Source organism: Halomonas ventosae, from assembly GCF_004363555.1.
Taxonomy (GTDB): Bacteria; Pseudomonadota; Gammaproteobacteria; order Pseudomonadales; family Halomonadaceae; genus Halomonas; species Halomonas ventosae.
Genome location: NZ_SNZJ01000026.1, coordinates 21,304 through 40,903 on the forward strand (window position 1 = coordinate 21,304; position 19,600 = coordinate 40,903).

Below are 19,600 nucleotides of genomic sequence, written 5' to 3' on the forward strand. Positions count from 1 at the left end.
CTGTGTCGTCGGGACGCTGACGAACTTTCGTTGCCGCCGGATCAGTGGAGCCAGAACCACAGGTGCATGGTACTCCATGCATAGGCGGCCGCGAGGACATCGTCGATCATGATGCCGAAGCCGCCGGCCACCCGCCGGTCCGCCCAGCGGATCGGCCAGGGCTTGAAGACATCGAAGATGCGGAAGACCACGAACCCCCAGAGGGCGGCCTCCCAGGAGAAGGGCACCGCCGCCATGGTCAGCCAGTAGCCGACGAACTCGTCCCAGACGATGCCCGAGTGGTCGTGGACCCCCAGGTCGTGGGAGGTCTTGTCGCACAGCCAGATGCCCCACAGGAAGGTCACCGCCACCAGGCCCAGGTACCAGCCCAGCGGCAGCTCGGACATCAGCCAGTAGAAGGGGATCGCGGCCAGGGTACCGAAGGTACCGGGCGCGAAGGGCACGGTGCCGCTGCCCAGCCCGAAGGCCAGGAAGTGCACGGGGCGTCGCCAGACGCTGGCGGGGGCCTGGTTCATGGGGCACCCTCTCCCGGGAAGTGCTGCCAGCCCCGCTCGCCGGTGACTGTCACCCCCCGCAGGCCGGGCTGGTCGCTGACGCGACCGATCACCGTCAGGGGCAGGTCCAGGGCGGCCAGCCGGGCGCGGGCCTCGTCGAGGTGTTCGGGGGGCAGGCCGAGCAGCAGCTCGTAGTCGTCGCCGCCATGGAGCCCCGCCTGCCGGGCCCCCTCCTCGCCCAGCGCTGCCACCAGGCCCTCGGCCAGGGGCAGCGTGTCGGGCATCAGCTCGGCCCCGACACCCGAGGCCTCGAGGACATGCCCGAGGTCGGCCAGCAGGCCGTCGGAGATGTCGATGGCGGCACTGGCCAGGCCGCGCAGGGCCAGGCCTGCCTCGAGGCGCGGCAGCGGGTGGAGATAGCGTTCGAGCAGCGGATGGCCGGTGTCCCGCTCGCCGCGGCGCCATAGGGCCAGCCCCCCGGCACCGCCTCCCAACGCACCGGTCACCGCCAGCAGGTCGCCCGGCCGGGCCCCGCTGCGGGTCAATGCCTGCTCGGCGGGCACCTCGCCCATCACCGTCACGCCGATGGACAGCGTCCCGCGGGTCACGTCGCCGCCCACCAGGGCCGTGCCGGTGACATCGCAGAGCTCGTGGAAGCCCCGCGCGAAATCCGCCAGCCAGGCATCGTCATCGGCCGCCGGCAGGGTCAGCGACATCAGGCACCAGCGGGCACGGGCGCCCATGGCGGCGAGGTCGCTCAGGCTTACCGCCAGCGCCCGGCGGCCGACCGCCACGGCCGGCGCATCCTCGGGAAAGTGGATGCCGGCCACCGAGGTATCGACGCTGACCGCGAGCCGCTGACCCGGCGTCGGGGCCAGCAGGGTGCAGTCGTCCCCCACGCCCAGGGTCACGCCGGCCTCCGCCCCCGGCGGGTCGGGGGTAAAGAAGCGGGTGATGAGCTCGAATTCGCTGTGCATCAGGGACGGACCTTCAGCGGCGGCGCGCGGAGACCTCGGCGGATCGCAGTCGCACGGCGAGCTTGTCGAGGATGCCGTTGACGTACTTGTGCCCGTCGGTGGCGCCGAAGGACTTGGCCAGCTCGACCCCCTCGTTGATCACCGCGCGATAGGGCACCTCGAGGCGACGCGAGAGCTCGTAGGCACCCAGGCGCAGGATCGCCAGCTCGATGGGATCGAGGTCCTCCAGGCGCCGGTCGAGCAGCGGCGCGATGGCGGCGTCGAGCTCACGGCGCTGGTCGGCCACGTTGTGCAGCAGCTCGTGGAAGAGCGCCAGGTCGGCGATCTCCATCACCTTGTGCCAGTTCTCGTGGTCCTCGAGATCGTCGTCGGCCACCTGGCTGCGGAACTCGGCCTCCACGGCGCTGATCGACTTGCCGGTCATCTGCCACTGGTAGAGGCCCTGCACCGCCAGCTCACGCGCCGCATGGCGGGACTGCTGGGCCTTCGACGGGGCCCGGGAGCGCTCGCCGCTCATGCCTCACCCCCGTCGTCGGCATCGTCGCCGAAGCAGCGCAGCAGCGAGACCATCTCCATGGCCGCCATGGCCGCCTCGGCGCCCTTGTTGCCGGCCTTGGTGCCGGCGCGCTCGATGGCCTGCTCGATGGACTCGACGGTCAGCACGCCATTGGCCACCGGGGTGTCGAACTCCAGCTGAAGGTTGCCCATGGCGGTGTTGCAGCCGCCGGCGACGTACTCGAAGTGCGGGGTGCCGCCGCGGATCACCGCCCCAAGGGCGATCACCGCATCAGGGCGGGCTACCTGCAGCACGCGCTTGATGGCCAGCGGCAGCTCCCAGGCGCCGGGCACGTGGACGATATCGATGCCCTGCGGGTCGACGCCATGGCGCACCAGGCTGTCCACGGCGCCCTCGACCAGGCTGTCCACCACATGATGATTGAAGCGGCCGACCACGATCACGTAGCGGCCATCGACGTCGACGAAGCTGCCTTCGACTTGGGAAATCGGTTGCATGGTTCTGTGTCCTGAGAGATCCGGGGCTTGAGGGTCCGGCAGGCATGACCGGGGGGCCATGCCACGATATGAAAGGCGGCGCTAGTTGTCGCCCTGCCCGGCAGTCGCCTGCTCGCCGGGCTCCAGTCGTTCCACCACCTCGAGGTCGAAGCCGGAGAGGGCCGAGAACTTCCAGGGCGAGCTCAGCAGACGCATCCTGCCCACCCCCAGGTGGCGCAGGATCTGCGAGCCGGTGCCGATGGTCAGGTAGTTGCCGGCGCCATCGGAGTCGCTGGTGCGCGGCGGCCGCCGGCGCTCGAGGAACACCTCGAGCATGGCATGGAGGTCCTGGCGCGGACGCCCGTCGTCGAGCAGCACGAAGACGCCGTGCTCGGCCTGCGCCACCTCGGCGACCGCCTGCTGGGCGGTCCAGCTCGGCTTGTCGCCCTTCTGCAGGGCGAGCAGGTCGCGCATCGGGTTGGCCAGGTGCACGCGAACCGTGGTCAGCGCCTCGGGGTGCGGATGGCCCTTGACCAGCGCCAGGTGATGGGCGCCCTGGATGCTGTCGCGGAAGACGTGCAGGTTGAGCTCGCCGAAGGCGGTCTGCACCGGGGTCGACTCCACCGGCTGCACGGTCTGCTCGTTGTGGATGCGGTAGTGGATCAGGTCGGCGATGGTGCCCATCTTCAGGCCATGCTCGACGGCGAAGCGCTCGAGCTCCGCCCGGCGGGCCATGCTGCCGTCCTCGTTCATGACCTCGCAGATCACGCCGCTGGGATCGAGGCCGGCCAGGGCGGAGAGGTCGCAGGCCGCCTCGGTATGGCCGGCGCGTCGCAGCACTCCGCCGGGCTCGGCCATCAGCGGGAAGATGTGGCCGGGCTGGACGATGTCGGCGGCCACCGCGTCACGGGCGACCGCGGCGCGCACGGTGCGCGCCCGGTCGGCGGCGGAGATACCGGTGGTCACACCCTCGGCGGCCTCGATGGAGAGGGTGAACTTGGTCCCGAAGCCGGAGCCGTTGTCGCGCACCATCAGCGGCAGCTGGAGACGCTCGCAGCGCTCGCGGGTCATCGGCAGGCAGATCAGGCCCCTGGCGTGGCGCGCCATGAAGTTGATGTGCTCGGCCTCGACCTTCTCGGCGGCCATGATGATGTCGCCTTCGTTCTCGCGATCCTCGTCATCCATCAGGATCACCATCCGGCCCTGACGAATGTCCTCGACCAGTTCTTCGATGGGGGCCAGGCCCCCGGATGAGGAGTGCACCATGGAGTCTCCATTGATTCAGCGTGGTGGCTGTCGTCATCCGACGACGAGCGGGTCGCCATCGGGCGTCGCCACCTCGAAACCGCGTCAGGGTACCGTGGCGCGTCGACGGGCGCCAGTAAACAGCCCTGTCGCTGGGCGCAAGTTCATCCAACTCGGAGCTGACCCGGCAACAGGTCTACGAGGAGGCGCTGTGAACCCATCCTTGGGCGCTACCGACGCCATCCATGGCGTAGGACCTCCTCTGCGACCTGTCCCCGGCGCTCCTCGCACAAGGTCACTGCGATGTCTGCGTACGCCGCCGTAGCCGGGCGGTGATGCGCCAGTCGCTGCCCACGGCGCGGATATCGAGGATCTCCAGTCCCTTCTGCTGGGCCATCAGGGTCAGGCCCGGCAGCTCGAAGAGCGGACGGGCCTCACCGCCGAGCAGGGTCGGCGCCACGAACAGCTGCATCTCGTCGATCAGGCCGGCCTGGAGCATGGCACCGGCCAGCGTCGCCCCGGTTTCCAGCAGCACCTCGTTGGCCTGCTCGGCCTCGGCCAGGTGGCGCAGCAGGGCGTCGAGGTCGACGCGGCCGTCGGGGCCCGCGTCCATCGCCACCACCTCGGCGCCGGCGGCCTGGAGCCGCTCGCGCCGCTCGGGGTCGTGGTCGCCCAGGGTGGCCACCAGGGTGCGGCCGGGTTCGCGCAGGCAGGCCGCGGCCAGGGGCAGGCGCAGCCGGGAGTCCACCACCACGCGCAGCGGCTGGCGGGCAGCGAGCGCCTCGCCCTCGGGCAGCTCGAGCTGCTCGGGGCGCACGGTGAGCCGCGCGTTGTCGAAGATGATCGACTCGACCCCGGTGAGGATGGCGCTGGAGCGGGCACGCAGGCGCTGCACCTCGCGGCGGGCCTGGGGCCCGGTGATCCACTGGGACTCACCGGAGCGCATGGCGGTGCGGCCGTCGAGGCTCATGGCCATCTTCAGGCGCACGAAGGGCCGGCCGTGGGACATGCGCATCACGAAACCGGGATTGAGCGCCAGCGCCTCCTCCTCGAGCAGGCCCACCGCCACCTCGATGCCGGCGGCACGCAGCCGGGCAATGCCCCGGCCGGCAACCCGGGGGTTGGGGTCCTGCATGGCCACCACCACCCGCGTCACGCCGGCCTCGACCAGCGCCAGGGCACAGGGGCCGGTGCGCCCCTGATGGGAGCAGGGCTCCAGGGTCACGTAGGCGGTGGCGCCGCGGGCCTGCTCCCCCGCCGCTCGCAGGGCGTGGATCTCGGCATGGGGCTCGCCGGCCCGCTCATGCCAGCCCTCGCCGACCACCCGGCCATTCTTGACCAGCACGCAGCCCACCCGGGGGTTGGGGTCGGTGGTATAGCGCCCGCGGCGCGCCAGCGTCAGGGCGCGCGCCATCCAGGTCTCGGGGAAGGCATGCTGCGCCATCAGGAGGCTCCCGACGGGTCCGTGGGGAAGCCGGGTTCCTGGGCCAGACGGTCGATCTCGGCGCGGAACTCGTCGATGTCCTGGAAGCTGCGATAGACCGAGGCGAAGCGGATGTAGGCCACCTGGTCGAGGCGCTTGAGGGCCTGCATCACCTCCTCGCCGATGTCTCGGGCATGGATCTCGCGCTCGCCACGGGCGCGCAGGTTCTGGCGTATCCGCTCCACCGCCGCCTCGATGGACTCGGCGCTGACCGGTCGCTTCTCCAGCGCCCGCAGCATGCCGGCGCGCAGCTTGGCCTCGTCGAACACCTCCCGCGTGCCATCGGACTTGATCACTCGCGGCATCACCAGCTCGGCGGTCTCGTAGGTGGTGAAGCGCTCGCCGCAGGCCGCGCACTGGCGCCGCCGCCGTACCTGGTCGCCATCCGCCACCAGCCGAGAGTCGGTCACGCGCGTGTCGTTGGCGCCACAGAAGGGGCAATGCATAGGGATAACCCGAGGTCGTTGGAAAGGCTGTCGCCGCATTGTAACGGTTCGCGAGGAGAGCGCCCAGCGACGCAGCGCCGCCCCGAGATGGCACGCGACCTGCAAGGGAGTGGCATTCCCTGGCCGACCACCGGAGCCCACCATGCCCCTGCCCCGCTCCCTCGCCCACCCCCTGGACGAGGCCGCCTTCGGCGCCCGCGCCCGCGAGCACCTCGACCTGCTCTACGGGCCCCGCCGGGAGGAGGTGCTGCGCCGTCTGATGACGCTGCTCTCGCACCATCGCGGTGCCATGCCCTCCGCTGGGACGCCAGGCGACGCCCCCTTGTGGAGCGAGCGAGACCAGTGGCTGATCGCCTACGGCGACAGCCTGCTCGACGGCGACACCCCGCCCCTGGCGGTGCTCCATGACTTCCTCGCGGCACGCCTGCCCGACAGCTTCAGCGGCGTGCATGTGCTGCCCTTCTTTCCCTGGAGCAGCGACGACGGTTTCTCGGTGATCCACTACCGGGAAGTGGACCCGGCCCTGGGCGACTGGCGCCACCTGCGCCGGCTGGCCGAACGCGGGGACCTGATCGTCGACCTGGTGCTGAACCATGTCTCCCGGGAGTCGCTGTGGTTCGTCGACTACCTCTCCGGCAGCCTGCCGGGGCGCGACTACTTCATCGAGATGGACCCGGCCACCGACCTCTCCGCGGTGGTGCGGCCGCGCAGCTCCCCGCTGCTGGTGCCGGTGCCGACCCGCCGCGGCACGCGCCACCTCTGGGCGACCTTCTCCGAGGACCAGATCGACCTGAACTTCGCCAATCCCGACGTGCTGCTGGAATTCATCGGCATCCTGCTCTTCTACCTGGCGCAGGGCGCAAGGGTGATCCGCCTGGACGCCATCGCCTTCCTGTGGAAGGTGCCCGGCACGCCCTGTGTCCACCTGCCCGAGACCCATGAGGTGGTGCGCCTGCTGCGGGCCGTGGTCGACCACATGGCGCCGGGCACCCTGCTGCTGACCGAGACCAACGTGCCCCACCGGGAGAACCTCAGCTACCTTGGTCTGCATCGCCTTTCAGGCGGGGGTCTGGAGCGTCATTCAGACGGGGGACTCGATCGGCGCTCAGACGGGCAGGAAGAGGGTACGGAAGTCCCGGACGAGGCGCACCTGGTCTACCAGTTCCCCCTCCCGCCGCTGCTGCTGCATACCCTCACCAGCGGCGAGGCGGCCACCCTCGCCCGCTGGCTGGAGAGCCTGCCCGACCTGCCGCCAGGGTGCAGCTACGTCAACTTCACCGCCAGCCATGACGGCATCGGCGTCCGCCCGCTGGAGGGCTGGCTGCCGGACCACGAGGTCGAGGCCCTGCTGGAGCTGATGCACCGCTTCGGCGGGTTCGTCAGCATGCGCACCGACTCCCGGGGCCAGGACATCCCCTACGAGATCAACATCACCTGGTTCGAGGCCATGAAGGGCACCCGCCGGGGGGCCGACCCCTGGCAGGTGGAGCGCTTCCTGTGCAGCCAGCACCTGATGCTGGCCCTGCAGGGCATTCCCGCCCTCTACGTGCATTCACTGACCGCCACCCTCAACGACCTGGAGGGGGTCGAGCGCAGCGGCCGCCTGCGGGCGATCAACCGCCGCCGCTGGCAGCGCCGCGAGCTCGAGGAGCTGCTCGACAGCCGCAACACGCCGACCCGCGAGGTGTTCCTGGCCCTGACGCGTCGCCTGGCGGTGCGCCGCCGGGAGCCCTGCTTCCATCCGGACGCGCCCCAGCGCGTGGTGCCCGCCCCGCCGGCGCTGCTGGTGGTGGAGCGAGGGCCACTGCCCGATGGCCGACGCCTGCTGGCGATCCACAACGTCACCGACCGGCGCCAGCCGCTCGAGCTGGACGTTCTCGACGGCCCCGGCTGGATCGACCTGCTGGAGGATGTGCCCTGGACGCGGGAAGCGAGCCTGGCCCCCTACCGCAGCCTGTGGCTGCTGGCTCCGGGCTGATCAGTGCCCCGCGTGCTCGCCATCATCCTGCATCTCCATGGGCTGCACCCGCTCGACCGGGGCCTCGACGGTCAGGGTCTCGCCGTTGTCGAGGGTCAGGGTGAGCTCGACGCTCTCGCCCTCGACCGGGATCCTGGCCAGTTCGAAGAGCATCAGGTGCCAGCCGCCGGGCGCCAGCCGCACGGTCTCGCCGGCAGGCACCGGGATCGTCTCGACCTGACGCATCTGCATCACGCCATCCACCATCACGTGGTTGTGAAGCTCCAGGCTGCCGGCCAGGGGCGAGCTGCCCCCGACCAGCGCCAGGTCCGTCTCGCCCGGGTTGGTCAGTGCCATGAAGGCGGCGGTGGTCGGCGACCCCGGCGGCACCGCCCGCACCCGGGCCTCCTCAACGGTGAGGGACTGGGCCAGGGCAGTGGCGCTGAACAGCGAGAACAGGACCAGCGGCAGGGCTGCGATGCGCATGTCGGTCGACTCCATGGGCTCAAGGGAACGCATCGAGCTTACCCTGCCTCGCCGTTGACGGGGAGCGGGCTGCGACATCGCGTCCCGCCGGCGGGGGCAGGCATTAATCCATGGCTAATGGGCGCGTGGCAGGATGGGAACTCTCGGCCCCCCAGCGGGTCCCCACGACACCCCCTGGCGACGTTCCTTCATGACAGTTCTTCATCACAGGATAACGCAATGCGCTCTCTCCCCCTCTCCCTGACGGCCGGCCTGATCACGCTCTCGCTGACCTCGGCGCTCGCCGCCGAGGAGCACTGGCCGGCCCCGGTCCAGGCCCTGGTGGACCAGGGCCTGGAGATCCACGGCGAGTTCGCGGCCCCGGGCGGCCTCAGCGGCTACGCCGCCAGCCACCGGGGTCGCGAGATGGCCGTCTACCTCACGCCGGACGGCGACCATGCCGTGGTCGGCACCCTGCTCGACGCCGAGGGCAACGACCTCTCCGCCGCGCCACTGGACGAGCACGTGCGCAGAGTCCAGGAGGCCGAGGTGTGGAAGCAGCTCGAGGAGAGCCACTGGATCCAGGACGGCGACCCACAGGCAGGGCGCGTGATCTACACCTTCACCGACCCCAACTGCCCCTACTGCGCCCGCTTCCACGACCAGAGCCGCCCCTGGGTCGAGGCCGGCGAGGTGCAGCTGCGCCACATCATGGTCGGCATCCTGAAGAGCGACAGCCCGGCCAAGGCGGCTGCGCTGCTCGGCGCCGAGGATCCCGCCGCGGCCCTGCAGGCACACCAGGAGAGCGACAGTGGCATCGCCGCCTCCGCCCAGTCCCGCGAGATCGAGGAGCAGGTCTATGCCAACAACCAGCTCTTCGAGGGCCTGGGACTGATGGCCACGCCCACCACCTACTACCGCAACGAGGCCGGCCGCCTGGATAAGGTCGAGGGAGCGCCAGACGAGGCGCGCCTCGAGGCGATGATGGGCTCGCCGCGCCCCTGACGCCGCTGCCCACACTTCCCTGCCACGCAAACGGGCCCCGCTGCCATCGGTAGCGGGGCCCGTCGCGTCGTCACCGGAGCGGATCAGCCGTCGAGGGGAGTCGGGTTCTCGCCGAAGTCGGCATGGTCGCCCAGGCGACGGCCGTCGATCTCGTCCCCGTAGAACCCATGGTGGTTGTGGAAGATCTCGTCGGTCTCGTCCACGGACTCCAGGGTGCGGCGCCGCGGGTCCTGGGGCCGTTCGTGGCTGTTGATGAAGGCCGCCACGTCCCAGGCCTGCTGGTCGGAGAGCGAGTAGGGCTTGCCCAGCGGCATGTTGGCCTTGATGAAGTTGGCGGCGGTATTCACCCGGTGCATGCCGGCGCCCCAGTTGTAGGCCCCGTCGCCCCACAGCGGCGGGAAGACCTGTCGCTCGCCGACCTTCTGGCCCTGGCCCTCCTCACCGTGGCAGACCGCGCACTGCTGGGCATACACCTCGGCACCGCGCTCGCGGTCGGCGCCCTGCTCGGTCTCCTCGAGCTTGGGATAGCCGCGACCCGGCATCGACTCGTTGATCGGCGCGCCAGTGGCCATCCAGTGCAGGTAGGTCTGCATGGCGACCAGCGGCTCGCTGCCGTACTCCGGCGGCTTGCCGTTCATGGAGTAGGTGAAGCAGCCCTGGATGCGCTCGGCCAGGGTATTGACCTTGTCGTTCTTGCCCCGATAGGCCGGGTAGACGCCGAAGGAGGCCCACATCGGCGCCGAGTTGGCGAGCCGGCCGGCATCGAGGTGGCAGTTCGCGCAGTTCTGGTCGTTGAAGACGTACTCGCCGCGCAGTGCCTGGGTGTTGACGAAGAGGTCGCGGCCCTTGCGCACCATCTCCCCGTACTGGTTGTCGGGGATGTCGCGCTCGTGGGGTGGCTGGAAGGTGATCTCGCCCTCGGGAGCCTCGGGCAACGGGACCTGGTAGTCGCGCTCGGTCGCGTCGTCCTGGGCAACCGCGGCCAGGGAGAGGCTCAGGGCCGAGGCCAGGGTGCCGGCGATCAGCAGGTGGGATGTGCGCTGGTTCATTGACCGTCCTCCTCTTGCGCCCGGGTCTCTCGCTCGGCGATGCGCTCCGGCAGGGTGGCGTAGTAGTCGGCGATCATCGCGACCTGCTCCTCGTCGAGCCGCTCGGCGATGCCCACCATCAGGTCGTTGGGGTCGTTGTGGCGCTTGCCGTCGCGCCACGCCTCGAGCTGGCTGACGATATAGCCCGCGTGCTGGCCCGCCAGCGGCGGGAAGGTGGCGCCGACGCCCTGGCCATTGGGGCCGTGGCACTGGCTGCAGGCCGGGATCATCTTGCCCTCGGCCCAGTCACCGCGCTCGGCCAGCCACTCGGCCTCGTCGGTCGGATCGGCGGCACGGTAGGCAGTGGGCAGTTCCGGCCAGGGCTCCATCTCGGCGTAGTAGACCGCCACATCGGCGATCTGCTGGTCGTCCAGCATGTTGGCAAAGGCCATCATGGTGGCACTCTCGCGCCGTCCTTCCTTGATGTCATGCAGCTGCTTGGCGATGTACTCCGCCGGCAGCCCCGCCAGGCGCGGCCAGGACTCGCCCTGGGGGTTGTTCATGCCCATGCCGTCGGCCTGGTGGCAGGCCACGCAGGCACCGGCCGCCTGCTGGCCGCGCTCGGCATCGCCCTCCAGGGCCTGGGCCTGACCGGCGGCCAGGCCCAGGCCCAGCAGCAGGCCGAGCCCGCTCGCGATCCTCATGCTCGTCATCTCGGGTCACCCTCGTCGTTGTCATTGATCCCTTGCGGGGTTCCTTCCCGGGCCGGCCCTGCCGGTCCCGTCGACCTCGGCGTCAGCGGCAGCGTCAGCCGGGCCTCCAGCCCGCCCCCCTCGGGGCGGGAAAATGCCAGCCCTCCACCGAAGCGCTCGGCGATGGCGGCGACGATGGCCAGCCCCAGGCCACTGCCCTGCCGGCGGCTGGCCCGCCAGAACCGGCGCGGCAGCTGCTCGAGCTGGGCATCGTCGACCCCGGGGCCATGGTCCCTGACCCCATAGGTCAGCGTCTGGCCATCCGCGTCGAGGCGGGCGGCGACCTCCACGGGGCTCTCCCCGGGACCGTGGCGGAGGGCGTTGTCCACCAGGTTGCGCAGCGCGGTGATCGCCAGTTCGCGAGGCACCGCCAGTTCCACCTCGGGCCAGGCCTCGGGCAGCGCGAAGCGCTGCCGGTCGCTTGCCGAGGCGTCGCGCAGCGCCAGCTCCACCACGTCGGCGGCGCGGCTGGCCTCGCCGTCCTCGAAGTGTAGCCGCCCTTCCACCCGCGCCAGCATCAGCAGCTGGTCCAGGGTCCGCGACAGGCGCGCCACGCCCTCCTCGGCATGGTCCAGCGACTGGCGTGCCGCCTCGCCCTCGACCCGGCTGGCCACCTGCAGGTGGGTCTTGATGGCCGTCAGCGGGGTGCGCAGCTCGTGGGCGGCGTCGTTGGTGAAGCGCTGCTCGCGCACGATGGTCTGCTGGATGCGCGCCAGCAGGCCGTTGAGTGTCTCCACCAGCGGGCGGATCTCCACCGGCACGCCATGGGTCGCCACCGGCGCCAGGGCATCCGGATGGCGGCGGGCCAGCGCATCGCGCAGCCTGCCCAGCGGCCGCAGCCCCCTCACCACGCCGAGCCACAGCGCCAGCAGGCTGCCGGCCAGCGCCACCACGAAGGGCACCACCGCCACCTGCAGCACGTTGCGCATCAGCAGGTCGCGCTCGTCCATGCGGTCGGCGGTGGTGATGGTCAAGCCGCCCCGCTCGTAGGTGAACACTCGCCAGGTCACGCCGCCCTCCTCGCGGTAGGCATGCCCCGGCTCCCGGGCCTGCAGGATGTCTTCCATGTCGGTATGGGTGCGCGCGATGATCTCGCCGCGGGGCGAGTGCACCTGGCAGGCCAGCCCCTCGATGGGCGGAATCGAGAGGGCACGCTGGTCGGCCTGTTCCCAGACGTCCAGCGGCAGCTGGGCCATCAGCCCGGCCACCATGCGGGCCGACTGGGCGAGCCGCTGGTCCAGGGTCTTCTCCACCTGCTGGTGAAGGTCGCGCATCAGCCAGGCGGCGGCCAGGCCCCACAGCAGCAGCAGGGTCAGACCCAGGGTCAGCACCAGGCGCGTGCGCAGGCTCATGCCCGACCGGCCCCGTGGCGGTGCGGCACCTCCACCGCGGAGGGCTTGCCCAGCCGGTACCCCAGGCCGCGCACCGTCTCGATCACCCGGCTGCCGAGCTTGCGGCGCAGGTGGTGGATGTGCACGTTGAGCGCATTGCTCTCCACCTCCTCGTTCATGCCGTAGAGGCTGTCCTTGAGCTGGCCGGCGGTCAGCACGCTGCGCGGCGCCTGGAGGAAGGCCTCCAGCAGCACCAGCTCGCGGCGCGAGAGGCTCACCGCCCGCCCCGCCACGCTGACCTCGCGGGAGACCGGATCCAGGCACAGCGGGCCATGCTCGACCAGCGCCCGGGAGCGCCCGGCGGCCCGGCGCAGCAGGGCCTGCAGGCGCGCCACCAGCTCGTCCAGGTCGAAGGGCTTCACCAGGTAGTCATCGGCCCCCACATGCAGTCCCTCGATGCGATCGCTCACCGCGTCGCGGGCGGTGAGGATCAGCACCGGGGTATCCACGCCGGCCCTGCGCCACTCCTCGAGAAGCAGCATGCCGTCACCGTCGGGCAGGCCCCGGTCGAGGATGACCACATCGCTCGACACGGTTTCCATGGCCGAGCGTGCCTCGGCCATGGAGCTCACATGGTCGATGACGAAGTCATAGACGGCCAGGCCGGCCTGGATGCCCGACGCCACCAGGGCATCGTCCTCGATGAGCAGTACGTGCATGACTGGGAATCCTCGTGATGTGCGACATCCTGTCACCCGGCCATTAAGAAGGCGTTAAGCCGTCATAAGGCTAGAACGATTCGCGCTCGTCCATTGGTCGCAAGCTCAGGGTCGCAACTTCCGGGTCGCAGAAAAGCCCCCGCCGGCAGGGCCGGCGGGGGACGGTGGCCGGTGTTCAGGCAGTGTCATCCCCTGGCAGGGATCGCCCGGGCCAGGAACCAGCCGGCCACCATGGCCACCAGCATGGCGAGAAGCGGGCCGGTGAGCCCGGCGATGGACGCGAAGGCCGGTCCCGGGCAGTAGCCGGAGAGGCCCCAGCCGATGCCGAACAGCGCGGCTCCGCCGATCAGGCGACCGTCGATGTCCTGACGGGTGGGCAGCTGGAAGCGCTCGCCGAACACCGGGTTGGGGCGACGCAGCACCAGCCGGTAGCCGATGAAGTTGGTGATCACGGCGCCGCCCAGCACGAACATCAGCGTCGGGTCCCAGGCCCCGGCGACATCCAGGAAGCCCAGCACCCGGGCCGGGTCGGTCATGCCGGAAATGGCCAGGCCGAGACCGAAGATCAGCCCCGCGACATAGCCCATGATCGTCTTCAGGGTCTCGGTCTTCATGCACCACCTCCGATCACGTGCCGGACCACGAACACGGTGACGATCGCCGCCACCAGGAAGGTCACGGTAGCCACCATCGAGCGCACCGAGAGTCGGGAGAGGCCGCAGACGCCATGGCCGCTGGTGCAACCGCTACCCAGGCCCGTGCCCAGGCCGACCAGCAGGCCGGCGACGAGCATCAGCGGCACGCCGCCGGCGGGCTCGCCGATCACCTCGCCCGGGGCGCCGGCCACGTTGCCGAGCCCGCCACCGGCCAGCAGCACCAGCACGGGGCCGCTGACCAGCCCCAGCACGAAGGCCAGGCGCCAGGCGCTGTCCCCCTGGGGCCGGGCGGTGACCAGGGTGCCGATGATCCCGCTGATGCCGGCGATGCGGCCCAGGGTGGCCATCAGCCAGGTGGCCGAGAGGCCGATCAGCACACCGCCGATCAGCCCCTGAAGGCTTGCCGTCCAATCCACGTCATATCTCCTCTAGTGTCAGGGTACCGGTCGTCCATCCGGTTCAGCGGCCCGCGCCGAAGCGCCCTGCCCCGCCTGTCGTCGGCGAAAACGGGGCGATGCACGCGCCGGCCCTACTTGCTGGCTGCCAGCCCGGCCTCGCCGCAGACGCGGTCCGAGACCGCGTCGACATTGTCGCGCAAGGCCCGCCAGGCGTCATAGGTGCTCAGGAACACCCTGCCGGTCAGCTCATGGCAGAATTCCGTATGCTGCAGCCGATCCATCACCGGCCCCTTGACCTCGGCCAGGTGCAGGGTGACGGCGGAGTCCTTGAGCCGCGCATTGATCGCCTCCAGGCTCTCCAGCGCCGAGGCATCGATGACGTTCACCGCCTGGCAGGCCAGCACGATGTGCTCGAGGCCCGGCTGGCGGGCCGCCAGCGCCATCACGGTGTCCTCCAGATAGCGGGCATTGGCGAAGTAGAGGCTCTCGTCGACCCGCAGGATGGCGATCCGCTCGTCGGTCTCGACCTCGTGGCGCCGCACGTTGCGAAAGTGCTCGCTGCCGGGCACCCGCCCCACCACCGCGCTGTGCGGGCGGCTGGTGCGATACAGGTGAAGGCCGAGCGACAGACCCACGCCGACCAGGATCCCGCTCTCCACGCCATGGGCCAGGGTCAGCACCAGGGTGGCCAGCATGGCCACGCCATCGGCCCGGGAATAGGCCCAGGTGCGCCGAATGGCGGGCAGGTCGATCAGGGTGCCCACCGCGACGATGATCGTGGCGGCAAGCGTCGCCTTGGGCAGGAAAGCCAGGGGCGTGGTCAGCGCCAGCGTGGCCACGGCGATGCCCAGGGCGGTGAAGGCGCCAGCGAGAGGCGTGGCGGCACCGGCCTCGAAGTTGACCACCGACCGGGAGAAACCGCCGGATACCGGCGAGCCGCCGCTGGTGCCCGCCCCGATATTGGCGAGCCCCATGGCGATCAGCTCCTGGTTGGGGTCGATCCGCTGGCGCCGCTTGGCGGCCAGGGTCTGGGCCACCGAGACCGACTCGACGAAGCCCACCAGGCTGATCAGCACCGCCGCCGGCAGCAGGCTCGACCACAGCTCGGGATCCAGGCTCGGCAGGGCCAGGGAAGGCAGGCCGCTGGGCACCTCGCCGACCAGGGCGACACCCTGCTGGCCGAGGCCCAGCCCCCAGGCCAGCAGGGTGGTGGCGACCACCGCCGAGACCGGCGCGGCCTTTGCCACCAGGTCGGCGACCGTTGCCGACAGCCCCAGGCGCCTCAGGCCGCCCTTCAGATGGCGTCGGCACAGCAGCAGGTAGCCCCAGACACCGAGCCCGATCGCCAGTGTGATGACGTTGGTGTCCGCAAGCCCCGCGACCAGCGCCGAGCCCATCTCCACCAGGTTGTGGCCGGACGCTTCCACGCCCAGCACGTGTCTCAGCTGGCTGGCGGCGATCAGGATGCCCGAGGCGGTGACAAAGCCCGAGATCACCGGGTGACTGAGGAAATTGGCGAGGAACCCCAGGCGCAGCACCCCCATGGTCACCAGGACCAGGCCGGAGAGGGCCGCCAGCACCAGGGCCGCCCCGACGTACTCCGCACTGCCGGGAGTGGCGATGCCGGAGAGCGCCGAGGCGGTCATCAGCGAGGCCACCGCCACCGGCCCCACCGCCAGGGTGGCGCTGGTGCCGAAGAGGGCATAGAGCACCAGCGGCAGCATGCTGGCGTAGAGCCCCACTTCCGGCGGCAGGCCGGCCAGCAGGGCATAGGCCAGCGCCTGGGGCACCAGCATCAGGGTGACGATCACCGCCGCCACCAGGTCACGCGCCAGCACATCGCGCCGGTAGCCGTGCAGCCAGCCGATCAGGGGAATCCAGCGTGAAGGGATCATGAAGGTCTCGTCATCTGCGGTGAATCCTGCTCAGTGACGTCGCGCCGGTCGGGCCAGCCACTCGTGTCCCTTGAGCATGCCGTTCCAGTAGAGCCAGGGCAGCTGCTTGGCCTTGAGCCACCAGGCCCGGCGAGTCGCCCGGGTGCCCTCGTTGACCCAGCGCGGGAAGGTCGGCTGCAGGGCGCCACCATAGCCGAACTCGGCCAGCACGATGCGCCCTCGCTCCACGGTCAGCGGGCAGGAGCCATAGCCCAGGTAGGCCGCCGACAACGGTGTCGCGTCCAGGGTGGCCAGCAGGTTCTCGGCCACCACCGGCGCCTGCTTGCGCACCGCCGCCGCGGTCTTGGCATTGGCCGTACCGCTGGCGTCGCCCAGGCCGAACACCGCCGGGTAATGGGCGTGCTGCAGCGTCTCGGGATCGAGGTCCAGCCAGCCACCGGCATTGGCGAGCCCCGATTCGGCAATGAAGGCCGGGGCCTTCTGGGGCGGCACCGCATGCAGCATGTCGAAGGGGCGCTCCGCGGTGCGCTCCCCGTCCTCGCCGGATACGACGAACCGTGCCGTGCGCGATGGGCCATCCACGGCCACCAGGCGATGACCGAAGGCCTTCTCGATGCCGTAGCGCGTGATGTAGCCCTCGAGGGCCGGCACATAGTCCGCCACGCCGAACAGCGCTTCCCCGGCGTTGCAGAAGCTCACCTCGATCCCGTCCAGGCGCCCCCGGCGATGCCAGTGGTCGCAGGAGAGGTACATGGCCTTCTGCGGGGCACCGGCGCACTTGATCGGCATCGGCGGCTGAGTGAACAGCGCCCGGCCCTTCTCCAGCGACTGCACCAGCGACCAGGTGTAGGGCGCCAGGTCGAAACGGTAGTTGGAGGTCACGCCGTTCTGGCCCAGCGTCTGCTCCAGCCCCTCGATCGCGCCCCAGTCGATGACCAGTCCGGGCGCCACCACCAGCCGGGAATAGCCGAGGCGCCGGCCATCGGCCAGCACCACCTCGCCGCCTTGCGGGTCGACGCGTTCGGCGCCGACCGCATACCAGCTGGCCCTGTCGGGAATCACATCGCCCATGGGACGGCGAGTAATGGCGGCCGGGAATACCCCGCCGCCCACCAGGGTCCAGCCAGGCTGGTAGCTGTGCGTCTCGGCAGGGTCGACGATGGCGATGTCCAGGTCGCCGCGGCGCTTCAGCAGGCTCGCGGTGACTGCGATGCCCGCCGCGCCGCCGCCGATGACGACGACATCATGATGACGGGACGAACTCTCGGGGGTCGGGTGGTGCATGGCATGGCTCCAGGGCGTCGTTATCGTTGTCGTGGGGGGGGGCGCCTGTCAGTTCTCGAGCATCTCGCGGATCGGCTGCGGATCATGGCCGGCCTTGTGGGCCGCGGCCAGCAGCGCCGGGATATCGCAGCCGGCCTCCCGGGAGCGGGCATGGGCCCAGAGGTGCACGGCCCGCTTGCCGGTCCTGCAAAAGGCGAGGATGGGAGTGGGCAAGCCGTCGAGGGCCTGGCCGAAGGCCGTGATGTCGGCCTCCGAGTATTCGCCCGGGGTGACCGGGATAGAGCGCCATTCAAGGCCCAGCTCGGCGGCTCGGGCACTCAGGGCGCGGTCGTCGGGGTGGTCCTCGGCCTCGCCGGGACGGCGGTTGCAGATCACCGAGCGGAAGCCGCGGCGGGCGACCTCGTCAAGATCGGCGGGCGTCACGGCATCGGTGATGGCGAAGCCGGGTTCGAGTTCATGGATCTGCATGGGCGCTCTCCTGGGGAGATGAAGTCCGGGAAGATAGTCGATCAGAACTTGTTGATCGGCACCTTGAGGTAGACCTGGCCGTTATCCTCGGCCGGCGGCATATGGCCGGCGCGCATGTTGACCTGCACCGAGGGCAGGATCAGCCGGGGCATGTCCAGGGTCGCGTCGCGCTCGGTCCGCATCTTCACGAACGCCTCCTCGCTGACGCCTTCGTGGACATGGACGTTGTGGGCGCGCTGCTCTGCCACGCTGGTCTCGTGCTGGTACTCCTCGCGCTCCGGCGCCTTGTAGTCGTGGCACAGGAAGAGGCGCGTCTCGCCCGGCAGCGCCAGCACCTTCTGGATGGAGCGATAGAGGGTGCGGGCGTCACCGCCCGGGAAGTCGCAGCGGGCGGTGCCGTAATCGGGCATGAACAGGGTATCGCCGACGAAGGCGGCATCGCCGATCACGTAGGTCAGGCAGGCCGGGGTGTGACCCGGGGTGTGCAGCACCCGCCCCTCCAGGTTGCCGATGGTGAAGGTGTTACCCTCCTCGAAGAGGCGGTCGAACTGGCTGCCGTCACGGGCGAACTCGGGGCCGGCATTGAAGGCCTTGCCGAAAACGTCCTGCACCACGGTGATGTTGGCGCCGATGCCGGTCAGCCCGCCCAGCCTCTCGTGCAGGTAGGGCGCGGCAGAGAGGTGGTCGGCGTGGACGTGGGTCTCGAGGATCCACGCCACCTCGAGGCCGTTGTCACGCACGAAGGCGATGATCTCGTCGGCGGAGCGCACGTCGGTGCGGCCGGCGGCGTAATCGAAGTCGAGCACCGAATCGAGGATCGCACACGCCTTGCTGTCGGGATCCTGCACCACGTAGCTGAAGGTGTTGGTGGGCTCGTCGAAGAAGTGGGTCACGCTTGGCTGCTGGGACATGGGGAACGACCTCCATCGAATGTCACTGGCCGGGTGGTGAGGTCAGCTTATCGCAATCAAAGTTCTAAGAATAGATTATTTTGCTATATATAACCGGCGATGGATGACATCCCTGCCATCCGGGAGGCCCGTCGCCGCGGCGACGGGCCTGTTGCAGGCAGTCATTCCCAGGCGGCGCCTTCCAGGGCATCCAGCGGGATCTTCAGGTAGCGCTTGCCGTTGGCCTCGGGCTCCGGGAGTCGACCGCCCAGGGTATTCACCTGCAGGGAGTGCAGGATCAGCTTGGGCATCGGCAGCTCGCTGTCGCGCTCATCGCGCATTGCCGCGTAGTCATCCTCGGTGACGCCGCCGGCCAGGTGCTTGTTGGTCTCGCGCTGCTCGCGCACCGTGCTCTCCCACTGCGGCTCGCGGCCGTCGGGCATGTAGTCGTGGCCGGTGAACAGCCGGGTCTCGTCGGGCAGCGCCAGGATGTCCTGGATGGACTGCCAGAGCTGGTGGGCATCGCCCCCCGGGAAGTCGGCCCGAGCAGTGCCGAAGTCCGGCTGGAAGATGGTGTCATGGACGAAGGCGGCATCGCCGATCATGTAGGTGATCGAGGCCAGGGTATGGCCCGGCGAGAACATTACCCGCACCTCCAGCTCGCCGATGGGGAACGCATCGCCCTCGGCGAACAGCCGATCCCATTGCGAGCCGTCCGCGGGGAAGTCGGGCCAGTGGTAGATCTCCTTCCACAGCTTCTGTACCTCGACCACCTTCTCGCCGATGGCGGTGGGGGCGCCTGTCTTCTCACGCAGGTATTGCGCCGCCGAGAAGTGGTCGGCATGGGGATGGGTATCGAGAATCCACTGCACCTCGAGCCCCTGCTCCTTCACATAGGTCAGCAGCTCGTCGGCATGGTGGGTGGCGGTGGCCCCGGACTTCTCGTCGAAGTCATGGACCGGGTCGATGATCGCGCACTGGCGGGTCGCCGGGTCGCTCACCACGTATTGCACGCTGAAGGTGCGCGGGTCGAAGAAACCGGCCACGTCGGGAGTGCCGGCACCACTGCTCGGGGAGAGGGCGAAGGTCTTCATGGGTCACCTCCTGATGGCGC

The 19,600-nt window shown here is 70.1% G+C and carries 21 protein-coding genes; 2 read left to right on the forward strand and 19 right to left on the reverse strand.

Going from position 1 to position 19,600, the window contains the following annotated elements; genetic code table 11:
• Window positions 1-41: 41 nt before the first annotated feature.
• The 7 genes from DFP85_RS17465 to nrdR all read right to left on the reverse strand — a co-directional run bounded on the left by DFP85_RS17465 (window position 42) and on the right by nrdR (window position 5,638).
• Complete coding sequence (locus DFP85_RS17465; protein ID WP_071942094.1) at window positions 42-515, reverse strand: phosphatidylglycerophosphatase A family protein; 474 nt, start codon at window positions 513-515, stop codon at window positions 42-44.
• Complete coding sequence (thiL, locus tag DFP85_RS17470; RefSeq protein WP_133637701.1) at window positions 512-1,471, reverse strand: thiamine-phosphate kinase; 960 nt, start codon at window positions 1,469-1,471, stop codon at window positions 512-514. The genes DFP85_RS17465 and thiL overlap by 4 nt, the downstream gene beginning before the upstream one ends.
• Before the next feature lie 13 nt (window positions 1,472-1,484).
• Window positions 1,485-1,988, reverse strand: coding sequence for a transcription antitermination factor NusB (nusB, locus tag DFP85_RS17475; protein ID WP_133637702.1), 504 nt, complete (start codon window positions 1,986-1,988; stop codon window positions 1,485-1,487).
• A complete protein-coding gene (ribH, locus tag DFP85_RS17480; RefSeq protein ID WP_133637703.1) occupies window positions 1,985-2,485 on the reverse strand; it encodes a 6,7-dimethyl-8-ribityllumazine synthase in 501 nt (166 codons plus the stop codon). The genes nusB and ribH overlap by 4 nt, the downstream gene beginning before the upstream one ends.
• Before the next feature lie 81 nt (window positions 2,486-2,566).
• Window positions 2,567-3,730 (reverse strand): bifunctional 3,4-dihydroxy-2-butanone-4-phosphate synthase/GTP cyclohydrolase II, encoded by a 1,164-nt coding sequence (gene ribBA / locus DFP85_RS17485; RefSeq protein ID WP_133637704.1) that lies wholly within the window; start codon window positions 3,728-3,730, stop codon window positions 2,567-2,569.
• A gap of 274 nt (window positions 3,731-4,004) precedes the next feature.
• On the reverse strand, window positions 4,005-5,153 hold the full coding sequence (ribD, locus tag DFP85_RS17490; protein ID WP_133637705.1) for a bifunctional diaminohydroxyphosphoribosylaminopyrimidine deaminase/5-amino-6-(5-phosphoribosylamino)uracil reductase RibD: 1,149 nt from the start codon (window positions 5,151-5,153) through the stop codon (window positions 4,005-4,007).
• Complete coding sequence (nrdR, locus tag DFP85_RS17495; protein ID WP_133637706.1) at window positions 5,153-5,638, reverse strand: transcriptional regulator NrdR; 486 nt, start codon at window positions 5,636-5,638, stop codon at window positions 5,153-5,155. The genes ribD and nrdR overlap by 1 nt, the downstream gene beginning before the upstream one ends.
• Window positions 5,639-5,780: 142 nt before the next feature.
• On the opposite strand from nrdR, the gene DFP85_RS17500 reads away from it, so the two are divergent.
• Entirely contained in the window at window positions 5,781-7,616 is a 1,836-nt protein-coding gene (locus DFP85_RS17500) for a sugar phosphorylase (RefSeq protein ID WP_133637707.1), read from the forward strand.
• Here the strand turns inward: DFP85_RS17500 and DFP85_RS17505 are convergent, their stop codons facing one another.
• Window positions 7,617-8,081: a copper chaperone PCu(A)C gene (locus DFP85_RS17505; protein ID WP_133637708.1), complete on the reverse strand. Its 465-nt coding sequence runs from the start codon at window positions 8,079-8,081 to the stop codon at window positions 7,617-7,619.
• A gap of 219 nt (window positions 8,082-8,300) precedes the next feature.
• Between DFP85_RS17505 and dsbG the strand changes: the two genes are divergently transcribed.
• Complete coding sequence (gene dsbG / locus DFP85_RS17510) at window positions 8,301-9,065, forward strand: thiol:disulfide interchange protein DsbG (RefSeq protein ID WP_133637709.1); 765 nt, start codon at window positions 8,301-8,303, stop codon at window positions 9,063-9,065.
• 83 nt (window positions 9,066-9,148) lie between these two features.
• On the opposite strand, the gene DFP85_RS17515 is transcribed toward dsbG, so the two are convergent.
• From DFP85_RS17515 to DFP85_RS17560, 11 genes are all read right to left on the reverse strand, one after another.
• Window positions 9,149-10,114, reverse strand: a complete 966-nt coding sequence (locus DFP85_RS17515) for a c-type cytochrome (protein WP_133637710.1) — start codon at window positions 10,112-10,114, stop codon at window positions 9,149-9,151.
• Window positions 10,111-10,797, reverse strand: a complete 687-nt coding sequence (locus tag DFP85_RS17520; protein ID WP_243737339.1) for a c-type cytochrome — start codon at window positions 10,795-10,797, stop codon at window positions 10,111-10,113. Before DFP85_RS17520 ends, DFP85_RS17515 begins: the two co-directional genes overlap by 4 nt.
• Before the next feature lie 5 nt (window positions 10,798-10,802).
• A complete protein-coding gene (locus tag DFP85_RS17525) occupies window positions 10,803-12,197 on the reverse strand; it encodes an ATP-binding protein (protein WP_133637712.1) in 1,395 nt (464 codons plus the stop codon).
• Window positions 12,194-12,895: a response regulator gene (locus DFP85_RS17530; RefSeq protein ID WP_133637713.1), complete on the reverse strand. Its 702-nt coding sequence runs from the start codon at window positions 12,893-12,895 to the stop codon at window positions 12,194-12,196. Before DFP85_RS17530 ends, DFP85_RS17525 begins: the two co-directional genes overlap by 4 nt.
• A gap of 185 nt (window positions 12,896-13,080) precedes the next feature.
• Complete coding sequence (locus DFP85_RS17535; RefSeq protein ID WP_133637714.1) at window positions 13,081-13,509, reverse strand: DUF6691 family protein; 429 nt, start codon at window positions 13,507-13,509, stop codon at window positions 13,081-13,083.
• Complete coding sequence (locus DFP85_RS17540; RefSeq protein WP_133637715.1) at window positions 13,506-13,967, reverse strand: YeeE/YedE family protein; 462 nt, start codon at window positions 13,965-13,967, stop codon at window positions 13,506-13,508. The genes DFP85_RS17535 and DFP85_RS17540 overlap by 4 nt, the downstream gene beginning before the upstream one ends.
• A gap of 113 nt (window positions 13,968-14,080) precedes the next feature.
• Complete coding sequence (locus tag DFP85_RS17545; RefSeq protein WP_133637716.1) at window positions 14,081-15,844, reverse strand: SulP family inorganic anion transporter; 1,764 nt, start codon at window positions 15,842-15,844, stop codon at window positions 14,081-14,083.
• A 30-nt stretch (window positions 15,845-15,874) separates the two neighbouring features.
• Window positions 15,875-17,128: an NAD(P)/FAD-dependent oxidoreductase gene (locus DFP85_RS17550; RefSeq protein ID WP_243737340.1), complete on the reverse strand. Its 1,254-nt coding sequence runs from the start codon at window positions 17,126-17,128 to the stop codon at window positions 15,875-15,877.
• Window positions 17,129-17,176: 48 nt separating this feature from the next.
• Window positions 17,177-17,596, reverse strand: a complete 420-nt coding sequence (locus tag DFP85_RS19155; protein ID WP_243737341.1) for a protein tyrosine phosphatase family protein — start codon at window positions 17,594-17,596, stop codon at window positions 17,177-17,179.
• A 41-nt stretch (window positions 17,597-17,637) separates the two neighbouring features.
• Window positions 17,638-18,507, reverse strand: coding sequence for an MBL fold metallo-hydrolase (locus tag DFP85_RS17555; protein WP_133637717.1), 870 nt, complete (start codon window positions 18,505-18,507; stop codon window positions 17,638-17,640).
• 161 nt (window positions 18,508-18,668) lie between these two features.
• A complete protein-coding gene (locus DFP85_RS17560; protein WP_133637718.1) occupies window positions 18,669-19,580 on the reverse strand; it encodes an MBL fold metallo-hydrolase in 912 nt (303 codons plus the stop codon).
• Between the last annotated feature and the right edge of the window lie 20 nt (window positions 19,581-19,600).